Genomic DNA, 16,597 nt, shown 5'->3' with positions numbered 1-16,597 from the left:
ATCAGCCCCTAATTTTGACCTAGGGTTGAGGTTAATTGGGCAGGTTGCGCACGTAGCTGTGCTGCACCGGCACCGGGCTGCCCACGCCCTGCCGGGCCAGCCCCTGCTGAATCTGCTCGATGAGCCGGGCCTGGGTGCCACCGTTGTGGCCGGCCGCCGTGTAGGCCCGGAAGGCCACCGTCATGCCGCCGGGCTTGAGGCCCGTGACGACCACCTGCGGCGCGGGCGCGGGCAGCACCTGCTCGTCGGCCTGCATGAGGGGCACGGCCCAGCCGCGCAGCTCTTCCAGTTGGGTACTGTTGTCTACTTCGGCCAGAATCTCCACCAGCGCCTTGTTCTGAGCCGTTTTGTTGATGATGACGTTGTTCGACGTCGCGCCGTTGGGCAGGATGATGGTATCACCTTGGCCCGTGACGAGGATGGTGTTAAAAATCTGAATTTCCTTCACCTCACCCGATTTGCCCTGCGACTCGATGGTATCGCCCACCACGTAGGGCTTGAAAATCAGAATCAGGACCCCGCCCGCGAAGTTGGCCAGCGTACCCTGCAAGGCCAAGCCTACCGCCAAACCCGCCGCCCCCAGAATGGCCACAAACGACGTCGTCTCAAAGCCCACCATGCCCGCCACCGTAATCAGCAGCAGCACTTTGAGCACAATGTTGACCAGGCTGGTCAGAAACGAGGCCAGCGACACATCGAGCCGCGTGGTGGCCGCCGCAATCAGCCGGCTGGCCCAGCCAATGAGCCACCAGCCCACCACCAGCGCCACCCCGGCCATGAGCACGCGCGGCAGGTAAAGAATAACAAGCGTCTGGAGCTGCTGGGCGTAGGTAGCGACTTGGTTCATAGTGGAGGGCAGTGAGTAGTGAGTAGTGAGTAGTGAGTAAAAAGAACGTCATGCCGAGCGCAGCGAAGCATCTTTACTGCAATAGTAAACCCCAACGACTGGATTACTATTGCAGTAAAGATGCTTCGCTGCGCTCGGCATGACGTTTTGGATTCGTTACAACGACGGCAACACCACCAGCTCCACACCCAGAATCTGGTCGCCGATGTCGAGCTTGTGCACCACGTCCATACCGCCCACCACCTGGGCAAAAATGGGGTAACGGCCGTCGAGGTGCGGCGTGGGCGTGTGGGTGATGAAAAACTGGCAGCTCTCGGTATCCTTGCCGGCCGAGGCCAGGCCCACGCTGCCCTCCTGGTAGCGCAGGTCGCCGAACTCAGAGCGCAGGTTGTAGGGGGCGCTGCCGTTGCCGTCGCCGCGCGGGTCGCCGCCCTGGGCCACGAAATTGGGCACCACGCGGTGGAAATACAGGTTGTCGTAGAAATGCTCGTTGAGCAGCGCTACGAAGCTGGCCACCGCGCCGGGCGCCTCGTTGGGCTTCAGTTCAAGCAAAATGATGCCCTTGCTGGTAACTAGTCGCACCTGCTGGCCCACCGGCACGGCCTGCACCACCGCCCAGTCGATGGGGTGCTGCGCGGCCGTGGCCACGGGCGAGGGCGTAGGCTGGGCTTTTTTCTCCAGCTTGTCCAACGCCTGCTGCAAGCCCTGCCAGGCCTCAATTTCGCGGGGCAGGCGCAATTTGGCCTGGGCTTGGCGCAGGGCCGCGAGGTCGGCCGGCTGGGGCTCGGGGAAAAGCTTGGGGTCGGCGTAGGCTTCGGCGGCGGTGCCGAGCTGGGCCACGTCTCCCTCGAATAAAGCCTGACGCATGGCGGCGGCAAAATCCACCTGTTTAGCAGTCGGAAAATCGGCATTGCGGCGCATGGTCAGCAATGCGGCCGTTGCGCCCCCGGCCACTACTGGCACTTGGTGCGGGGCAAATGCCTGTATCCGAACAAAATCAAATGCCGCCGGGGCTTCGCTCATTGCTTGAAGCAAAAAGGAACGTTCGTACACATCCGTTGCCGCATCAAAACGCTTCTGCAGCGTTTCGACCAGGCTGGGCCGGGCCGCCGGACTGGCGTGGCGCACGGCCGCCTGCAGCAAAGCCGCCCGCACGCGCGGCGAAGCCTGCTTGTTACCATCGGCCAGGGCAGCCAGCGCCGCACCGTTTTCCCCTTTGGCGTGAGCCAACAGCCACTCAGCGGCCGTGAGGGCCACGGCCGACTGGTCGCGGTTGAGCGCCGTGAACACGGCCTTGCGGCTGTCCGCATAGGTTTCAGGCCCGAATGGCAAGGCCCGAATGGCACTCAGCCGCACCCGATAATCCGCATCTTTAGTAGCCAGGCGGACCAGCACTGTCGCCGGGCTCACAGCGGCCGGCGCCGGAGTTGCCGCGCCACCAGCGGGCGCCGCTGAGCTAAGCGCCACGATTCTGCCCAGTGTGGCCGCCGCCGCCGCACGAACGGCATACGACCGGTCTTTCTGTGCAACTCGCACCAGCGTGGCCCCGGCCAGCCGCTGCAAATCCGTATCGTAGCCGCGGGTGCGCGAAAGGCCCACCACAGCCGCCAACCGGCCCCGCGCCGGCAGCTTGGGCGAGTTCAGCACCGCCACTATGCGCCGGATGCTTTCCGGGGAAGCGAGGCCGCGCAGAGCGGCGCGGCTCAGGCCCCAGGCCAGGGCGGCGGTCCGGGCGGTGTCGTTCAGAGTTTCGACGCGCCAGAGCTCGGGCAGGCTGCGGCGCGTGACGGTGCGGCCCAGCGCCTCGTGCACGTAGCGGCGCACCACGGGGTCATTTTCCTTCAGCACACGCACGCGCAGGGTATCCACGGCCGTGCTGTCGCCAATCTGACCCAAGGCGTAGGCGGCGGCGCGGCGCACCGTGGGGTCGGCGTCGCGCAGCAGCGGCAGCAGGCCGGGCACGGCCGCCGGCGCCTGCACCGAGGCGAAAGCCAGGGCCGCTTCGCGGCGGTAAGTGGGGCTGGAACTGCTCAGGAAAGGCAGCAGTGCGGGCGTGTTGCGCTCGTCCTGGGCCGTGCCGATTTGGCGCATGGTGGCGTCGTGGTACTTGTTGGCGAGGTCGGTGCTAGCGCGGGGCGTGCGGGCACAGGCAGCCGCCAGCAACAGCAGCGGCCAGTAGCGAAAGGAGCGGTTGGGCATGCGGTAAATGTAGCAGGGAGAGCTTTGCTCTTTAGTTAAGAGTTAAGAACGCCTGTCATCCTGAGCGCAGCGAAGGACCTTATAACCACAGAACGAATGGAATCTCAACCGATGCAAACGTGATAAGGTCCTTCGCTGCGCTCAGGATGACAGGCGTTCTTAACTCTTATACTGATACTACTCGCCGCCCCAGGAAGCTTCCTGCTCCGCCGGTTCGGCCGGCAGGTGGCGGCTGCCGATTTCCTTCAGCTCTTCATTGAGGCGGGCGAATAGCACCTCGTTGCCCTGCTGCTGGTAGCCGGCCAGGGCTTTTTCGAAATCAGGCAGACCATACAAAAACGCCCGCAGGTTGTCGGCCGTGATGGTTTCAAAGTGGCGGCCGTAGCCCATTTTCTCCACTTCGGCGGCATTCAGCCACTGCTCAAATTGGGCCGGAATGGGAATGGCGCAAATGGGCTTGTGCAGAAACACCGCCTCCGAAATCAGCGAAAAGCCGCCGTTGGTGACCACGGCGCGGGCGCTGGCCAGGTCGGCAATGAAGCCGGCTTCGGAAAAGGCGCAGAGCTGCACGTTGCCGTGGCTTTCCTGCTTGTTGAAGCCGTAGACGCGGAATTCCTGGTCGGGCAGCTGCTGGAGCAGGGGCACCAGGTTTTGCTGCGTGGTGGCCGACTGGTACACCAGCACGTGGTTGCCATTGGAAGGCTTGACGGCCAGAATTTCGGGCCGGATGATGGGCGGCACCAGCGTGGTGCGCTCCTTCTGCAGCGGCAGGTCGAAGAAAGTGGTGACGAAGTAGTGGCGGCTGTGCGGCAGCTTGGCCCGCACGATGCTCTTAGCCAGGTTGTAGTTGCCGCGCTCGGCCTTGGGCACCGCCACGTTCAGCTTGGCCCGGCTGATAATCTGCATATTATCAATGCTGACCACGGGCAGCCGGTGCATCCTGGCAAAGAGGTAGGTGAAGGATTCAAAATCCGACACCACCACCTCGGGCTCGAAATCACACAGCAGCTCGCGGTACTTGGCGAAGTTGATGCGCAGGTCCTCCGGCGCGGTGCGCAGCGTGAGGGCGACTGTCCGCAGCTTGCTCACCGCCAAGCCATTGTAAGCCAAATGGAAACCCCGGATTTCGTGCACGCGGCCCGGGAAGGCGGCCGCCAGCATCTTGTAGGCGCGGCTGCTGCTCACCACGCACACTTGGTGCCCCTGCGCCAGGAGGTGACCAATAACGACTTTGCTGCGAGTAGCGTGGCCCAGGCCCTCACCGGGCACTCCGTATAGGATGTTCATTCTTTTGAATGAGGAAATGGAAGGAGGAATGAAAAGTAAAAGAACGTTATGCTGAGCGAAGTCGAAGCATCTCTACCGCGCAACTAATCCAATCGATAGGAATTACTGCTGCGGTAGAGATGCTTCGACTTCGCTCAGCATAACGTTCTGTTTTTTCTCAATAAGTCCCTCCCCTACTTCACCACCAGCTTTTCATTGCGCGTCCCCTCGTTCGATTCCAGCCGCACGAAGTAGATGCCGGCTCTTACCTCATCCAGCGGCAGGGGCAGCTGCTGCGGGCCAGCGGGGTACACTTTTTCGCGCGTCAGCACCCGCAGCACGCGGCCCGTGGCGTCGAGCAGCGACACGGTGACGGGGCCGGGCTTGCCCAGTTGAAAGCTGACGGCTGAGCTGCCGCTGCCGGGGTTTGGAAACACGGCCATTTGCACGGTGCCGGGGGTGGTGGCCACGCCGGGCAGGGTGCTGAGCACGATGTTTTCGTCGCCGGCCTGGTAGGGCAGCAGCTCGAAGTAGGTGAGCAGCATCTCGGCGGTGGTGCTTTCGCCCCAAGTCACTTGCCGGGGTGGGGTATTGGGGTTGCGCGGGTTGTTGGTGGTGTTGTCGTAGGTGGCGTCGGCCATGAGGCGCGAGCCGGCCGGCACGCGCTGCAGGCTGGTGAAGCGGTAGTTGCCCTGCCAGCGGAAATCCCAATCGTTGATTTTCACCAGCCGGATGGTGTCGCCGTTGGGCTTCACGGCCCACACCTTCCAGCTTTTGCTGAGGTAATGCGCGTGCGGCGACACGCTGAGTACCGTCACGTCGGCCGGCGCGGTGAGCTGGGCGTGGAAGGTTTTCACCTGGTTGGCCGGAATCACGAACGGGCCGTTGGTAAGGATGTTGGGCGATACCACGGGCACCGTTTGCACGAAGCGGGTGACGGGCTGGCGGGCAAAAAAGATATTGACCACCGACGAGTCGGTTTGCGTCACGAAGTTGGGGCCGTAGTGCACCTGCAGCAGCAGCGACGCCCGGCGGTAGAGCTTCTTGCCCATGCCCGTGGGGTAGAAGCGCGCCTGCATGCCCGGCACCCAGGCTGCAAACACGCTTTCGAGGGGGTTGAAGCCGAAGCCGCCAAACTGCGTGTAGCCGTAGCCGGGGTCGGCCGCGTCGAGGGCCTGGGCCTGCTGCGTGGTATCCATCCCGATGATGCAGTGGTGCACGATGCGCTTGTTGCCGGCCCGGAACTCAATGGCCGCGATGTCGCGGTCGGCGGGCAGGTTCACGGGCAGCACGAAAATGCGGTACATGTCCTGGCCGTTGCCCTGGTGCGTGAATTTCTGGGCCATCGGAATCACGAGGTCGGGCGTGCCCAGCTGCGAGCCGCTGGGGAACGTGGGCACCGGTGGCGTCTGGGCGGGGTTGCCCTGCGGCATGCCGTTATCCACCCAATCCCGGATTTGCTGGATTTCGGTGTTGGTGAGCGTGTTTTCGTCGAGGTAGTGGCGGTAGTTGGCGTCGGGTTTCCACGGCGGCATGTACTTGGTACCCGTCACATATTTCACCATCAGCCCGTGGCTGGCCACCTCGGCATAAGTAGTGAGCGGAAACGGCGCCACCTCGCCCGTGCGGTGGCAGGGCGTGCAGTGCTGGTACACCAGCGGCGCAATGTGCTGGCTGAATGTGACCTGAGCGCCTGTCTGGGCTTGGGCAGCGGGGGCGGCCAGCAGGACGGTGAGCAGGAAACTGAGGGAGAAGAGGTGTTTCATATTTCTTGGCATCTTAGAACGTCATGCTGAGCGCAGTCGAAGCATCTCTACCGCAGCAGTAATCAAAATTAGTATTGCGGTAGAGATGCTTCGACTGCGCTCAGCATGACCACCTTTGTATTCCAAATCTACTCAATAAAACAGCCCACCGGCTCGGTGCGCGGCACGGCCACCGGGCGGCCCGCCACCACATCGGCCAGGGCATCGGCCAACTCGTGGTGGCGCGTGGTGGGGCGGTGCTGGCCGAGGCCGGCATACGCATCATTCAGGCGGCCCTGGTAGAGGGTGGTGCGGCCATCGGGGCCCAGCAGCACGGCTTCGGGGGTGACGCGGGCGTGCAGCTTTTTGGTGAGCTGGTGGCCGGCATCGGCCTGCAGCGGGAAGGGAATCTGGTAGGTTTTGGCGAAGGCGGCCAGGGCGGCCGGCGTGGCATCGGCCGCCGGAAACACGCCCACGAACCGGATGCCCTGCGCCGCGTATTGCCCGTGCAAGTCGCGCAGCGGCAGCGTGGCCGCTTGGCTGATGGGGCAGGTATCGGCCAGAAAAACGTACACCGTGGCCCGCGGCCCCGCCACCAGGACGCTTAAGTAACTGAGCAACAAGTAAAGCAGGGGCATACGCGAAGATACGGCGGCCGGCCGTTAGACTCAAGTCCCGGAAAGACAACGGCCCGACGCCCCGGGTTCCGGCTTTTTCGGCCTGATTTTCGTTTTTAGCGCGTTCCCGCTAATATGCCTTCTATGAAAACCTCTTTTCCCCTCGCTCCTGCGGGGTTACTCGCCGCCTCGGCGCTGCTGCTGGCCACTTCCTGCACCGCCCCGCGCGCCATCGTGGCCACCGGCAAAGTCACGCCGCAGGGCGAGTTCCGGGTGGGCTACAACCAGGGCTTCAACGTGGCCACGGCTTCCATCAGCAAAGCGGGCGCGGCCGTGAAGGAAGCGGCCGCCCAGGCCATCACGCAGCAAAAGGTCGACTACACCGACGCCACCACCCAGCTGCAGGCCGCCGCCCTGGCCTACGTCCTCGACCCGGTGCAGCCCACCGCCGACCTGAACGTGCGCTACGGCATCGTGCCGCGACTCGATGCCGGCTATAAATACGCCTTCGGCTCGCACGTTTTCGATGCCGCGTACCAGCTGCTGGGCCCCACCGGCACGCCCGAAAACCCCGGCGCCGGCGCCACCACCGGCACCACCTACGCCAGCATCGGCCTGCAGTTCGCCACCCAGCGCGCCAAGCTGCCCAGCCTGGCGTTTCTCTCGGATATCAATTCGCTGCTGAACTTCCGGGCTACCCGCAACGACCTGCTCATCCCGCTCACGTTCAGTAATTCGTTCGGGCCGGAGGAGGAAATTGGGGCCATCAGCTACGGCCTGGTGTATGCCCACAGCTGGGTGAGCTACGGCTTCGCGCCCACAAAACTTTACAACGGCTCGGTGCAGGTGCCGGAGCTGCCGCTGCAGTCGCGCAACTTCTCCTCCTTCGGCGGCTTTCTCAACCTCAAGCTTGGCTACCGCTATTTCTACGTCATTCCGGCCGTGTCACTCTTCTACCAGAACTACGGTGATTACGCCCTGCTCAACGGCCAAAGCACCTCGCTGAGCGGCGTGACGGTGGTGCCCTCACTAGGCTTCCAGCTGCGCATTCCCAATTTCACAAATTAGCCGACGCACGGCGCCAAACACCGGCCGGGGCGGTACCACGACTTTCTGAGCGTGGCACCGTCCCGGCTTTTTTGGGGTTGAGGACATGAGAATAGCTCGGCGTGCTGTTGACAGCCGCGCACTGCGAGTCTGGCATTCTGTGCCTTTCTTTGTTGCCCGTTTTTCAAAACTTTAGGCCTCGTCCTTCATTCCACTTTCCCACCCTATGGAAGCTCCCAACCCCGAATTCATGCGCGAAGCCATTCGCCTGTCCATTGAGAAAATGCAGGCCGGGCACGGCGGCCCCTTCGGCGCGGTGGTGGTGAAGGACGGCCAAATCATTGCCCGCGGCTTCAACCAGGTCACCACCACCCACGACCCTACCTGCCACGCCGAGGTCGACGCCATCCGCAAAGCCTGCCAGGAGCTCGGCACCTTCCAGCTCGACGGCTGCGACCTTTACACCAGCTGCGAGCCCTGCCCGATGTGCCTCGGGGCCATCTACTGGGCCCGCCCGCGCCGGGTGTTCTACGGCAACACCAAGGCCGATGCCGCCGCCATCGGCTTCGACGACCAGTTCATCTACGAAGAGCTGGACCAGCCCATGGAAAACCGTAAATTGCCCATGACGCAACTGCTGCGCGACGAGGCCCTGGCCGGTTTCCGCGCCTGGACGGAACTGGAAGGCAAGACGGAGTATTAAGGAGTTGGCAGCTTTAAAAGAGCTAGATAACGGCGGTCATGCTGAGCGAAGCCGAAGCATCTCTACCGCAGCAGCAATTCATTATATTTTGAGTTAGTTACGCGGTAGAGATGCTTCGGCTTCGCTCAGCATGACGTTCTTATTGATTCCAAATTCATGATTGAATTCTATCTCAACGACCAGCCCATTCGCACCAGCGAGGCCCCGGCCAGCGCTTTGCTCGATTTCGTGCGCTACCACGAGCAGCTAAAGGGCACCAAAATCGGCTGCCGGGAGGGCGACTGCGGCGCCTGCACCGTGCTGGTGGGCGAGCTGGCCCTCGACGGCCAGACCGTGAACTACCAGAGCATGACCAGCTGCCTCACGCCGCTGGGCAACGCCCACGGCAAGCACATTGTCACGGTGGAAGGCATCAACGCGGCCGGCAACCAGCTCACGCCCGTGCAAAAGGCCATTGTGGACGAAGGCGGCTCGCAGTGCGGCTTCTGCACCGTGGGCTTCGTGATGTCGCTCACCGGCCACAGCCTGAGCAGCGCGCCGGCCACCGAAAAAAGCACCATCGCGGCCATCGACGGCAATATCTGCCGCTGCACCGGCTACAAGTCGTTAGAGCGCGCCGCCGCCAAACTTACCGCCGAGTTGGGGCAGCGCCCGACGGAAAATGCGCTAGCCTGGCTCAGCGAAAAGCAGTTTGTGCCCAGTTATTTTGCTGAAATTCCCGCCAAGTTGGCGAAGCTTCGTCCTGATGAAGCCAACGCAACTGAAGCTTCTTCAGCAGCCATAGCAGCTTCTGCCACAGCCCATGCCAACGGCGGCAGCCAGGTTTCGACTTCGCCCAACGGCCACGCCCAAAACCAAAACGACCACGGGCATTCCACCCCGGTTCCTTTCAAGCACGCCCTGCTTGGCGGCGGCACCGATTTGCTGGTGCAACGCCTCGAAGAGTTGCGCGAGCAGCCGGGCGTGCGGCTGATTTTCGACCAGCCCGGCCGGCGCGGCATCCGCCACGAAACCACCGGCCGCGTGGTGCTGGGCGCCGCCACCACCGCCAGCCAGCTGCTCGAATCGGACCTGATGCGCGGCCTCCTGCCCAACCTGCCGCAGTACCTGAAGCTGGTGAGCAGCACGCCCATCCGCAACATGGGCACGGTGGCCGGCAACTTCATCAACGGCTCGCCCATCGGGGACCTCACCATCATGTTCCTGGCCCTGGGCGCGTCCATCACGTTGCTCGACGCGGCCGGCGCCACCCGCGAGCTGGCCCTGCCCGACCTCTACCTCGGCTACAAAAAACTGGCGAAGGCCGCTGACGAGCAGGTTATCGAAATTAGCTTCCCCGCCCCGCTGGCCGGCGACTTCTTCCACTTCGAGAAAGTATCCAAGCGCACCCACCTCGACATTGCCAGCGTAAATTCTGCCGCCTGGCTGCGGGTCGAAAACGGCGTCATCCAGGCGACTCGCGTGTCGGCTGGTGGCGTGGGGCCAGTGCCGCTGTACCTAGCCCGCACCAGCGAGTTTCTGGCGGGCCGCGAGTTGACCGCCGAAACCGTGAGCGCCGCCAACGAGGTGATGCAGGCCGAAATCAGCCCGATTTCGGACGTGCGCGGTACCAGCGACTACAAGCGGCTCTTGCTGCGGCAGCTGCTGTGGGCGCATTTCCTGCAGTTTGCGCCGGAGCTGGCGGTGGATGAATTGATTTAGGTTTTAGAGGCGGTGCCCTCCGCGTCAACCTCATCATGCCTCAAGCAATGACTTCCCTTTTCCCCGAAATAGTTTGCACAGAAGACACGCTATGGGGTTCGCCCAGAGTCGATGGCCGACGGCTGGCGGTGGGAGATGTGGTCAGCATCGTGCATGACTCGCTGCATCATGCGCTTGATGGTCACCAATTAACGCTGCCGCAGATTAAACAGGCGCTGAGCTACTGTGCTACACTCCAATGCAAGAATGATAAGCCGCTGGTGTTCTGCCATAATTGTTCGTTGCGAAGCGAGCAGGAAGGCCCATTAGACACATCAGATTTAGAAGAAGTTATTAGCGAAAATTCCGTTTTTGTGAAGGGCGAAAAATTTATGTTTTTCGGGTCGATGGAAGATTTGCTAAAAGATTATCGTGGTTGTGACTGGTGGATGATAGCCACCGATTTATTAATTGATTTGAGAAATGAATTGCCCAACGAGTCAACCCCGAAACTCTCATGAACCGCCTTGCCATTCACCGCTTTTTGTGGGGCGAATCACGGTTCTTTAAAAGAGGGAGCAAGGCCCTGCTCGCTGTGGCTCTGCTGGCTGCCATAGCTTGGTGGCTTCTTCCACTTTCTGTTACTTATCATGCAGAAGTCAGTCGTGGAAATGTTTTAAGACAACGGTTAGATAGCTATTTCAGGTAACATCACACGCTACCTGATGATAATGATTGGTTACAGCTTCAACAAATAGGCTTCACCAGCCAAGAGATAGAAAAGGCTTACCCCGAATACCATAAACTCGACGACGACGCCTATGAATTGCTATTTGTGAAGGGTTTTGATGGCCCTTATCTGACGTGGAATTCGTGGGAGCGCAAATGGAAAAAGGGCTTCGCAACACTTCCGGCCCGCTAAATTTTGATTGCCTAGATACTATGAACCACCTCGACCCCAACCGCCACGTGCGCGGCGAATCGCAGTACCTCGACGACGTGCCCGTGCAGCAAGGCACCCTGTACGCGGCCGTGTTTGAAAGCCCGCTGGCCCACGGCGTGCTCCGCAGCCTCGATTTCAGCGCCGCGCTGACGGCACCCGGCGTGGCCCGGGTGCTCACGGCGGCCGACATTCCCGGCGAGAACCAGATTGGCGGTATCGTGCCCGATGAGCCGCTGCTGGCCGAGGGGCACGTGCATTTCCGGGGGCAGCCGGTGGCGCTGGTGCTGGCCCGCACCGAGGCGCAGGCCCACGCCGCCCTCAAGCTCATCAAAGTCGAAATCGACCCGCTGCCCATCATCACCGACCCGCGGGTGGCGGCGGGCGAGGGCGAGTTCATCGTGCCGCCGCGCACCTTCAAAATCGGCGACTCCGAGGCAGCTTGGGCTTCTTGCGCGCACGTGTTTGAGGGCGTGGCCGAGAGCGGCGGGCAGGAGCATTTGTACATCGAAACGCAGGGCGCCTACGCCTTCCCCACCGAGATGGGCGGCGTGCGCATGATTTCCTCTACGCAGGGGCCGACGGCCGTGCAGCGCCACACGGCCGTGGTGCTGGGCCTGGGCATGCACCAGGTGGAAGTGGACGTGACGCGCTTGGGCGGCGGTTTCGGGGGCAAGGAAGACCAGGCCACGCCCTGGGGCGCGCTGGCCGCGCTGGGCGCCTTTATCACCAAAAAGCCGGTGAAGCTGGTGCTCGACCGCATGGCCGACATGCGCATGACCGGCAAGCGCCACCCCTACTCGTCCGATTTCAAAATTGGCTTCGATAAGGACCTGAAAATCGTGGCTTACGAAGTCACCTTCTACCAGAACGCGGGGGCGGCGGCCGACCTCTCGCCGGCCGTGATGGAGCGCACGCTCTTCCACGCCACCAACGCCTATTTCGTGCCCAACGTGACGGCCACGGCCTTTTCGTGCCGGACAAACTTACCGCCCAACACGGCCTTCCGGGGCTTCGGCGGGCCGCAGGGTATGTTCGTGATAGAGTCGGCCCTGGCCAAGGCGGCCGAGGAATTGGGCGTGCCGGCTTTCGAGATTCAGCGGAAGAATTTGCTGCGCGAGGGCGACCTGTTCTCGTACCGGCAGGCGGCCGAAATGTGCCACGCCGAGCAGGCCTGGGACACGGCCGCCCGCGAGTTCGACCTGCCCGGCCTGCGGGCCGAAGTCGAGCAGTTCAACCAAACCCATAAGCTGAAGAAGAAGGGTTTCGCGGTGATGCCCATCTGCTTCGGCATCAGCTTCACCAAAACGCCCATGAACCAGACGCGGGCGCTGGTGCACATCTACTCCGACGGCTCGGTGGGCATCAGCACGGGCGCGGTGGAGATGGGCCAGGGCGTGAACACGAAAATCGCGCAGGTGGCGGCCCGCACGCTGGGCATCTCGATTTCGCGCATCAAAATCGAAACCACCAACACCACCCGCGTGGCCAACACCTCGCCCAGCGCCGCCAGCGCCACCGCCGACCTCAACGGCAAAGCCACTGAAATGGCCTGCGCTGCCCTGCGGAAGCGGCTGCTGGAGCACGCCAGCACCGAGTACACGCTCAATTACGAGGGCCTCGAAATCCAGGACGAGCAGGTGCTGGCCGCCGGCGTGCCCGCCGATACCACCTGGGAGAAGCTGGTGTCGTCGGCCTTCTGGAAGCGCGTGGCTCTGACCGAAAACGCCCACTACGCCACCCCCGACCTGCATTTCGACGCCACCGTGAACCAGGGCCACCCCTTCGCCTACCACGTGTACGGCACGGCCCTCACCAGCGTAACGGTGGACTGCCTGCGCGGCACCTACACCGTGGATGCCCTGCGCATTGCCCACGATTTCGGCCAGAGCTTCAACGAAGTCATCGACCGGGGCCAGATTGAGGGCGGCGCGGTGCAGGGCATCGGCTGGATGACCATGGAAGAAGTGGCCTACAACGCCGAGGGCCGCCTGCTCAGCAACTCGCTCAACAGCTACAAAATCCCCGACATCTACGCCGCCCCCCAGGTGCTCGACGTGCATTTCCTCGACACGCCGGGCCACCCCAAGGCCATCCTGCGCTCCAAGGCCGTGGGCGAGCCGCCGCTCATGTACGGCATCGGCACCTATTTCGCCCTGCGCGACGCGGTGCGGGCCTTCCAGGGACACACGGCGCTGCCATTTTCCGCGCCGATGACGCCGGAAAAGGTGCTGGTGAGCTTGTACCCGGAGTTTGCTAACGGCCAAACCTCACCCCCGGCCCCTCTCCAAAAGAGAGGGGAGCCTGTTCCGCAACAGTAGCTACTTCTGCGGCCAAAGTGTCATGAGAAGAAAAGACATCTTTCCTGCCCCGCGCCTGGATACGGTGCTCACGGCAACCTTGCTTAAGGAAGCTCACCGACGTTTTGAGCACAGCCGCAACGAAGGCCATTGGCTACGCACTGACGAGCGTGTTTTTGCAGAGTATCTCGTTCCGGACAGATTTTATTATCTGATTCAAGAACACCCATCTCATGTTTTTCTGAATCGCAGCTACGAAACTAATGGGCTTGATTTACAGAAATTCATTGATAATCAAGTTGAGTTAGATGGCGAAGTTGGGCTAGATATTTGGGTTCTGCCCTTTCTCGAAGAATGGTTAATTGGATGTAATCACGACAACGATATTTTCGCCAGCAGTAAATAGCGGAATGTGTTAGCCGTAGACATTGTGATAAATTTCTGAAAAACGATAGATGCATTAATAGCTTTTGGCTTCGACAAGATATCCACGATGTTAAAGCGTACAATTCTACCAGCATTTTACTTCCTCGTTGCAGCTACACTTACAAACTGTTCCAATTTGCAAAAGACGCAACAATTTGAACCAGACAATAAGTGGTTCAAGCTAATTTATCCAGCATCTTGGCAAGTAGAATCCGAAGACGGTATCTACACCTTCACAGAGGCACACGACCCAAGCTGGGCATTCCAAATATCCGCGTACCGAGCTATGCACGACACAATACCAGATTTTAGCATTAGTGAGGAATTGCAGTTCGCCATTGAAAGTCATCCTACAGCGAAAATAATTTCTTTACCAAATCGAAAAGCTGTTTACTATACTGAACGCAAAGGCTCTTCTTTGCTGCAAATCTGGATAATTGGCGGAAAAAGGTGCAAAGCTTTTTGCAGTTATACAGCCGATGCGCCAGCGCCAAGAAGCGCGAATTCTAACGCTTCTCAACAAGCAGTTAATTCAATGGAAATTCAGTAAACATGAATAACAGAAAGAGGCTGAAGCTTCCGTAGCTTCAGCCTCTTTCTGTTTCTACCGCAGTTCAGGCTTTGGGGAAGGAGTTGGGCAGCGCGGACTTCCCGGCGCCGGCCGCCAGTTTCCTTCGCTACGCCTATGACGCTGGGAAAAGTAGCGGTGAGTTTGTGCCCGAAAAGCGCGGCAAGCAAGAAACCAGGCTTAACGGTTTCTGTTGCAGACGGCTTGGAGATGGCCGTTTGAAATTTAGCCGGGTGGCTGTGCTAAATTGCTGGAGCTTTTCCAATCGCGCCAATTTTCTTGGTGCGAGGATGTTACAGCTTCATAATATGCGGCATTGCTACACGCTTTTTACGGTTGGGCTGGGTCTACTCCTGAACCTCTCGGCTTGCTCCACAGACACCAAATCGGAAACCCGCGCCAGCCGCCAGCAACAGCCGGCTTCTGCGGCTGATACGGCAATAATTGATTCTAATACCGACCCCAAACACCAGCAGAGTGCCAACGCTGGTGATGCGCCGGACACCGAAACCGGCCGCTTGCGCAATACGGTATTGGCGCCAGCGCCGGAGCCGGCGGCCGACCCGGCGCTGGTGGTTTCGGCGCGGGCCCGCCGGAAGCTGGCCCACCTGATGCGCCGGCAGGAGCGCGCCGCTGCCAAGGCTGCTTTGGCCACATCGGCCGCCGCCACACCGGCTGAAACGGCACCGGCCACGGCAGCGCCGGCCACCACCACCGGCGCGCTACCCGCCGGTAACCTTGGGGCCACACCTGCCGCCCCCGCCGATGGCCCCAAAGCGGCCCAGGTTTTCCGGATTCGGCCCGACCGCGACACCGTGCTCTACGGCGCCGAAGGTACCGTGATGCGGGTGCCGGCGGGCACCTTCGTGCAGGACAATGTTCGCCAGGGCGGTGCGTCCGACGGCTTGGTGGAAATCCGGCTGCGCGAGTTTTATTCGATGGCCGACATTCTGCTGGAGCGCCTGAGCACCATGGCCGGCCCCAGGCTGCTCGAAACCGGCGGCATGGTGCAGCTGAGCGCGGCCACCGCCGACGGCCGGGAGTGCAAGCTCAAGCCCGGCAGCGAGTTCGAACTGGGCTTCCCGGCCATCCGGCCCATCGACGGCATGCAGCTCTACAACGGCCGGAACACTGCCACGCACGGCCTCAACTGGAAGCTGGCGCCCCGGAGTGAAGCCACGAAGTCGCCCAAACGCTTTATTAGCTGGCAATACTGGAAAAAGCCCCGCATCAAGGGTGGCTACGCGGTGGCCCGCCATCGCCTGAGCAAATCCATTGACTACGACGCGACTACGGCCATGCGCCTCAACGGCTACCAGGCGCCCGGGCAGCTACGCCGGGAGCTGCGCCGCGACCACAAACGCGTGCCGGTGGTGGGCCGGGTGAACGCCAGTTTCGAACTATCGGAAACCGGCCAGTTGAATGACGTGTATTTCCGCAAGTCCGGCCTCCCGGCCGATTCGGCGCTGCAAGCAGCCGTGGTGCAGGCCTTGCGCCGCCTGAAAGTCAGCCCCGCCTCCCACGGCGTGCGCAACAACCGCCGGGCCACCCGCAGCCTGATGAAGGTGGACGTGCGCTTCACCGCCGACCGCCGCGTGCTGGTCGACCACCTGCGCTGGGACCAGGCCACCACCATCGCCCTCTTCCGGGCCGACGAGGAGCGCAAGGCCACCGGCAGAGGCCGCCTCACGAACACCCAGCTACAGGCCGCCCCATTGGAAGCCGTGACGGGCGAGCTGTTCAAGAGGCGCACCAGCAACAAACGCTACTCGCTCGGCACTTACTTGCGCGACCAGCTGAATTACACCAAAGAACTGGCCGTGTTTCCTGTGAAAGCCGCGGTAGGCTCCAACGGATTGGGATGGTACAACTGCGACCGTCCCGTGCCCCCACCCGGCGATATTACCAAGCTTGCATTGGTACGCCTGGGCTTGGAACAGCCCTCCATTTACCCGGCCGACGTGAGCCTGGTGCTCCGGGACAGACGTTCCGTGCTACGTGGCAATGCCAGCGGCGAGCGGGTGATGTTTGAGCAGTTGGTGAGCAACTCGGCTGGCACCCTGATTGCCATTCGCCGCGAGCAAGGCCAGCTGTACCTGGGCCTGCGCGACGTGGTGGTGAGCCAGCGCGTGGAGCCGCCGCTGGAGTTCCGGCCCGTTACCGTAGAGGAACTGCGGGCGGCCGTGGCCCGGTTTGATTTATAGCGTAGCCTGTTCGATTAAACGTCATACAAAGCACAAAAGGCCGTCATGCTGCGCT

At 61.6% G+C, this 16,597-nt stretch carries 13 protein-coding genes; 8 read left to right on the top strand and 5 right to left on the bottom strand.

Annotated elements, in window-relative coordinates; translation table 11 throughout:
• Positions 1 to 31: 31 nt before the first annotated feature.
• The 5 genes from Q5H92_RS10090 to Q5H92_RS10070 all read right to left on the bottom strand — a co-directional run bounded on the left by Q5H92_RS10090 (position 32) and on the right by Q5H92_RS10070 (position 6,695).
• Positions 32 to 847 (bottom strand): mechanosensitive ion channel family protein, encoded by an 816-nt coding sequence (locus tag Q5H92_RS10090; RefSeq protein WP_305011392.1) that lies wholly within the window; start codon positions 845 to 847, stop codon positions 32 to 34.
• 156 nt (positions 848 to 1,003) lie between these two features.
• A complete protein-coding gene (locus tag Q5H92_RS10085; protein ID WP_305011391.1) occupies positions 1,004 to 3,046 on the bottom strand; it encodes a peptidylprolyl isomerase in 2,043 nt (680 codons plus the stop codon).
• Between the two features lie 177 nt (positions 3,047 to 3,223).
• Positions 3,224 to 4,333, bottom strand: a complete 1,110-nt coding sequence (locus tag Q5H92_RS10080) for an MJ1255/VC2487 family glycosyltransferase (protein WP_305011390.1) — start codon at positions 4,331 to 4,333, stop codon at positions 3,224 to 3,226.
• A gap of 173 nt (positions 4,334 to 4,506) precedes the next feature.
• The gene (locus tag Q5H92_RS10075) at positions 4,507 to 6,078 is read right to left on the bottom strand and encodes a T9SS type A sorting domain-containing protein (protein ID WP_305011389.1); all 1,572 of its coding nucleotides are present in this window, start codon (positions 6,076 to 6,078) and stop codon (positions 4,507 to 4,509) included.
• A 128-nt stretch (positions 6,079 to 6,206) separates the two neighbouring features.
• Positions 6,207 to 6,695, bottom strand: coding sequence for a redoxin domain-containing protein (locus Q5H92_RS10070; protein ID WP_305011388.1), 489 nt, complete (start codon positions 6,693 to 6,695; stop codon positions 6,207 to 6,209).
• Between the two features lie 123 nt (positions 6,696 to 6,818).
• Between Q5H92_RS10070 and Q5H92_RS10065 the strand changes: the two genes are divergently transcribed.
• From Q5H92_RS10065 to Q5H92_RS10030, 8 genes are all read left to right on the top strand, one after another.
• Positions 6,819 to 7,742, top strand: coding sequence for a hypothetical protein (locus tag Q5H92_RS10065; RefSeq protein WP_305011387.1), 924 nt, complete (start codon positions 6,819 to 6,821; stop codon positions 7,740 to 7,742).
• A 205-nt stretch (positions 7,743 to 7,947) separates the two neighbouring features.
• Positions 7,948 to 8,424: a nucleoside deaminase gene (locus Q5H92_RS10060; RefSeq protein WP_305011386.1), complete on the top strand. Its 477-nt coding sequence runs from the start codon at positions 7,948 to 7,950 to the stop codon at positions 8,422 to 8,424.
• A gap of 156 nt (positions 8,425 to 8,580) precedes the next feature.
• On the top strand, positions 8,581 to 10,125 hold the full coding sequence (locus Q5H92_RS10055; protein ID WP_305011385.1) for an FAD binding domain-containing protein: 1,545 nt from the start codon (positions 8,581 to 8,583) through the stop codon (positions 10,123 to 10,125).
• Positions 10,126 to 10,172: 47 nt separating this feature from the next.
• Positions 10,173 to 10,625, top strand: a complete 453-nt coding sequence (locus Q5H92_RS10050; RefSeq protein ID WP_305011384.1) for a DUF433 domain-containing protein — start codon at positions 10,173 to 10,175, stop codon at positions 10,623 to 10,625.
• A 421-nt stretch (positions 10,626 to 11,046) separates the two neighbouring features.
• Positions 11,047 to 13,365, top strand: coding sequence for a xanthine dehydrogenase molybdopterin binding subunit (locus Q5H92_RS10045; protein ID WP_305011383.1), 2,319 nt, complete (start codon positions 11,047 to 11,049; stop codon positions 13,363 to 13,365).
• Between the two features lie 22 nt (positions 13,366 to 13,387).
• Positions 13,388 to 13,750, top strand: coding sequence for a hypothetical protein (locus Q5H92_RS10040; protein WP_305011382.1), 363 nt, complete (start codon positions 13,388 to 13,390; stop codon positions 13,748 to 13,750).
• A gap of 87 nt (positions 13,751 to 13,837) precedes the next feature.
• The gene (locus tag Q5H92_RS10035) at positions 13,838 to 14,320 is read left to right on the top strand and encodes a DUF3805 domain-containing protein (RefSeq protein WP_305011381.1); all 483 of its coding nucleotides are present in this window, start codon (positions 13,838 to 13,840) and stop codon (positions 14,318 to 14,320) included.
• A 326-nt stretch (positions 14,321 to 14,646) separates the two neighbouring features.
• Entirely contained in the window at positions 14,647 to 16,542 is a 1,896-nt protein-coding gene (locus Q5H92_RS10030) for a hypothetical protein (protein ID WP_305011380.1), read from the top strand.
• Positions 16,543 to 16,597: the final 55 nt, after the last annotated feature.

The sequence above is a fragment of the Hymenobacter mellowenesis genome, from assembly GCF_030581005.1.
GTDB lineage: Bacteria > Bacteroidota > Bacteroidia > Cytophagales > Hymenobacteraceae > Hymenobacter > Hymenobacter mellowenesis.
This window is presented reverse-complemented; position numbering and strand designations above follow the sequence as displayed.

Bases quoted from the DNA above. Each gene is read 5' to 3' on its own strand.
- Q5H92_RS10060 (WP_305011386.1), top strand. From the start codon at position 7,948: ATGGAAGCTCCCAACCCCGAATTCATGCGCGAAGCCATTCGCCTGTCC.
- Q5H92_RS10080 (WP_305011390.1), bottom strand. From the start codon at position 4,333: ATGAACATCCTATACGGAGTGCCCGGTGAGGGCCTGGGCCACGCTACT.
- Q5H92_RS10075 (WP_305011389.1), bottom strand. From the start codon at position 6,078: ATGAAACACCTCTTCTCCCTCAGTTTCCTGCTCACCGTCCTGCTGGCC.
- Q5H92_RS10085 (WP_305011391.1), bottom strand. From the start codon at position 3,046: ATGCCCAACCGCTCCTTTCGCTACTGGCCGCTGCTGTTGCTGGCGGCT.
- Q5H92_RS10030 (WP_305011380.1), top strand. From the start codon at position 14,647: ATGCGGCATTGCTACACGCTTTTTACGGTTGGGCTGGGTCTACTCCTG.
- Q5H92_RS10070 (WP_305011388.1), bottom strand. From the start codon at position 6,695: ATGCCCCTGCTTTACTTGTTGCTCAGTTACTTAAGCGTCCTGGTGGCG.
- Q5H92_RS10050 (WP_305011384.1), top strand. From the start codon at position 10,173: ATGACTTCCCTTTTCCCCGAAATAGTTTGCACAGAAGACACGCTATGG.
- Q5H92_RS10090 (WP_305011392.1), bottom strand. From the start codon at position 847: ATGAACCAAGTCGCTACCTACGCCCAGCAGCTCCAGACGCTTGTTATT.
- Q5H92_RS10055 (WP_305011385.1), top strand. From the start codon at position 8,581: ATGATTGAATTCTATCTCAACGACCAGCCCATTCGCACCAGCGAGGCC.
- Q5H92_RS10035 (WP_305011381.1), top strand. From the start codon at position 13,838: ATGTTAAAGCGTACAATTCTACCAGCATTTTACTTCCTCGTTGCAGCT.
- Q5H92_RS10065 (WP_305011387.1), top strand. From the start codon at position 6,819: ATGAAAACCTCTTTTCCCCTCGCTCCTGCGGGGTTACTCGCCGCCTCG.
- Q5H92_RS10045 (WP_305011383.1), top strand. From the start codon at position 11,047: ATGAACCACCTCGACCCCAACCGCCACGTGCGCGGCGAATCGCAGTAC.
- Q5H92_RS10040 (WP_305011382.1), top strand. From the start codon at position 13,388: ATGAGAAGAAAAGACATCTTTCCTGCCCCGCGCCTGGATACGGTGCTC.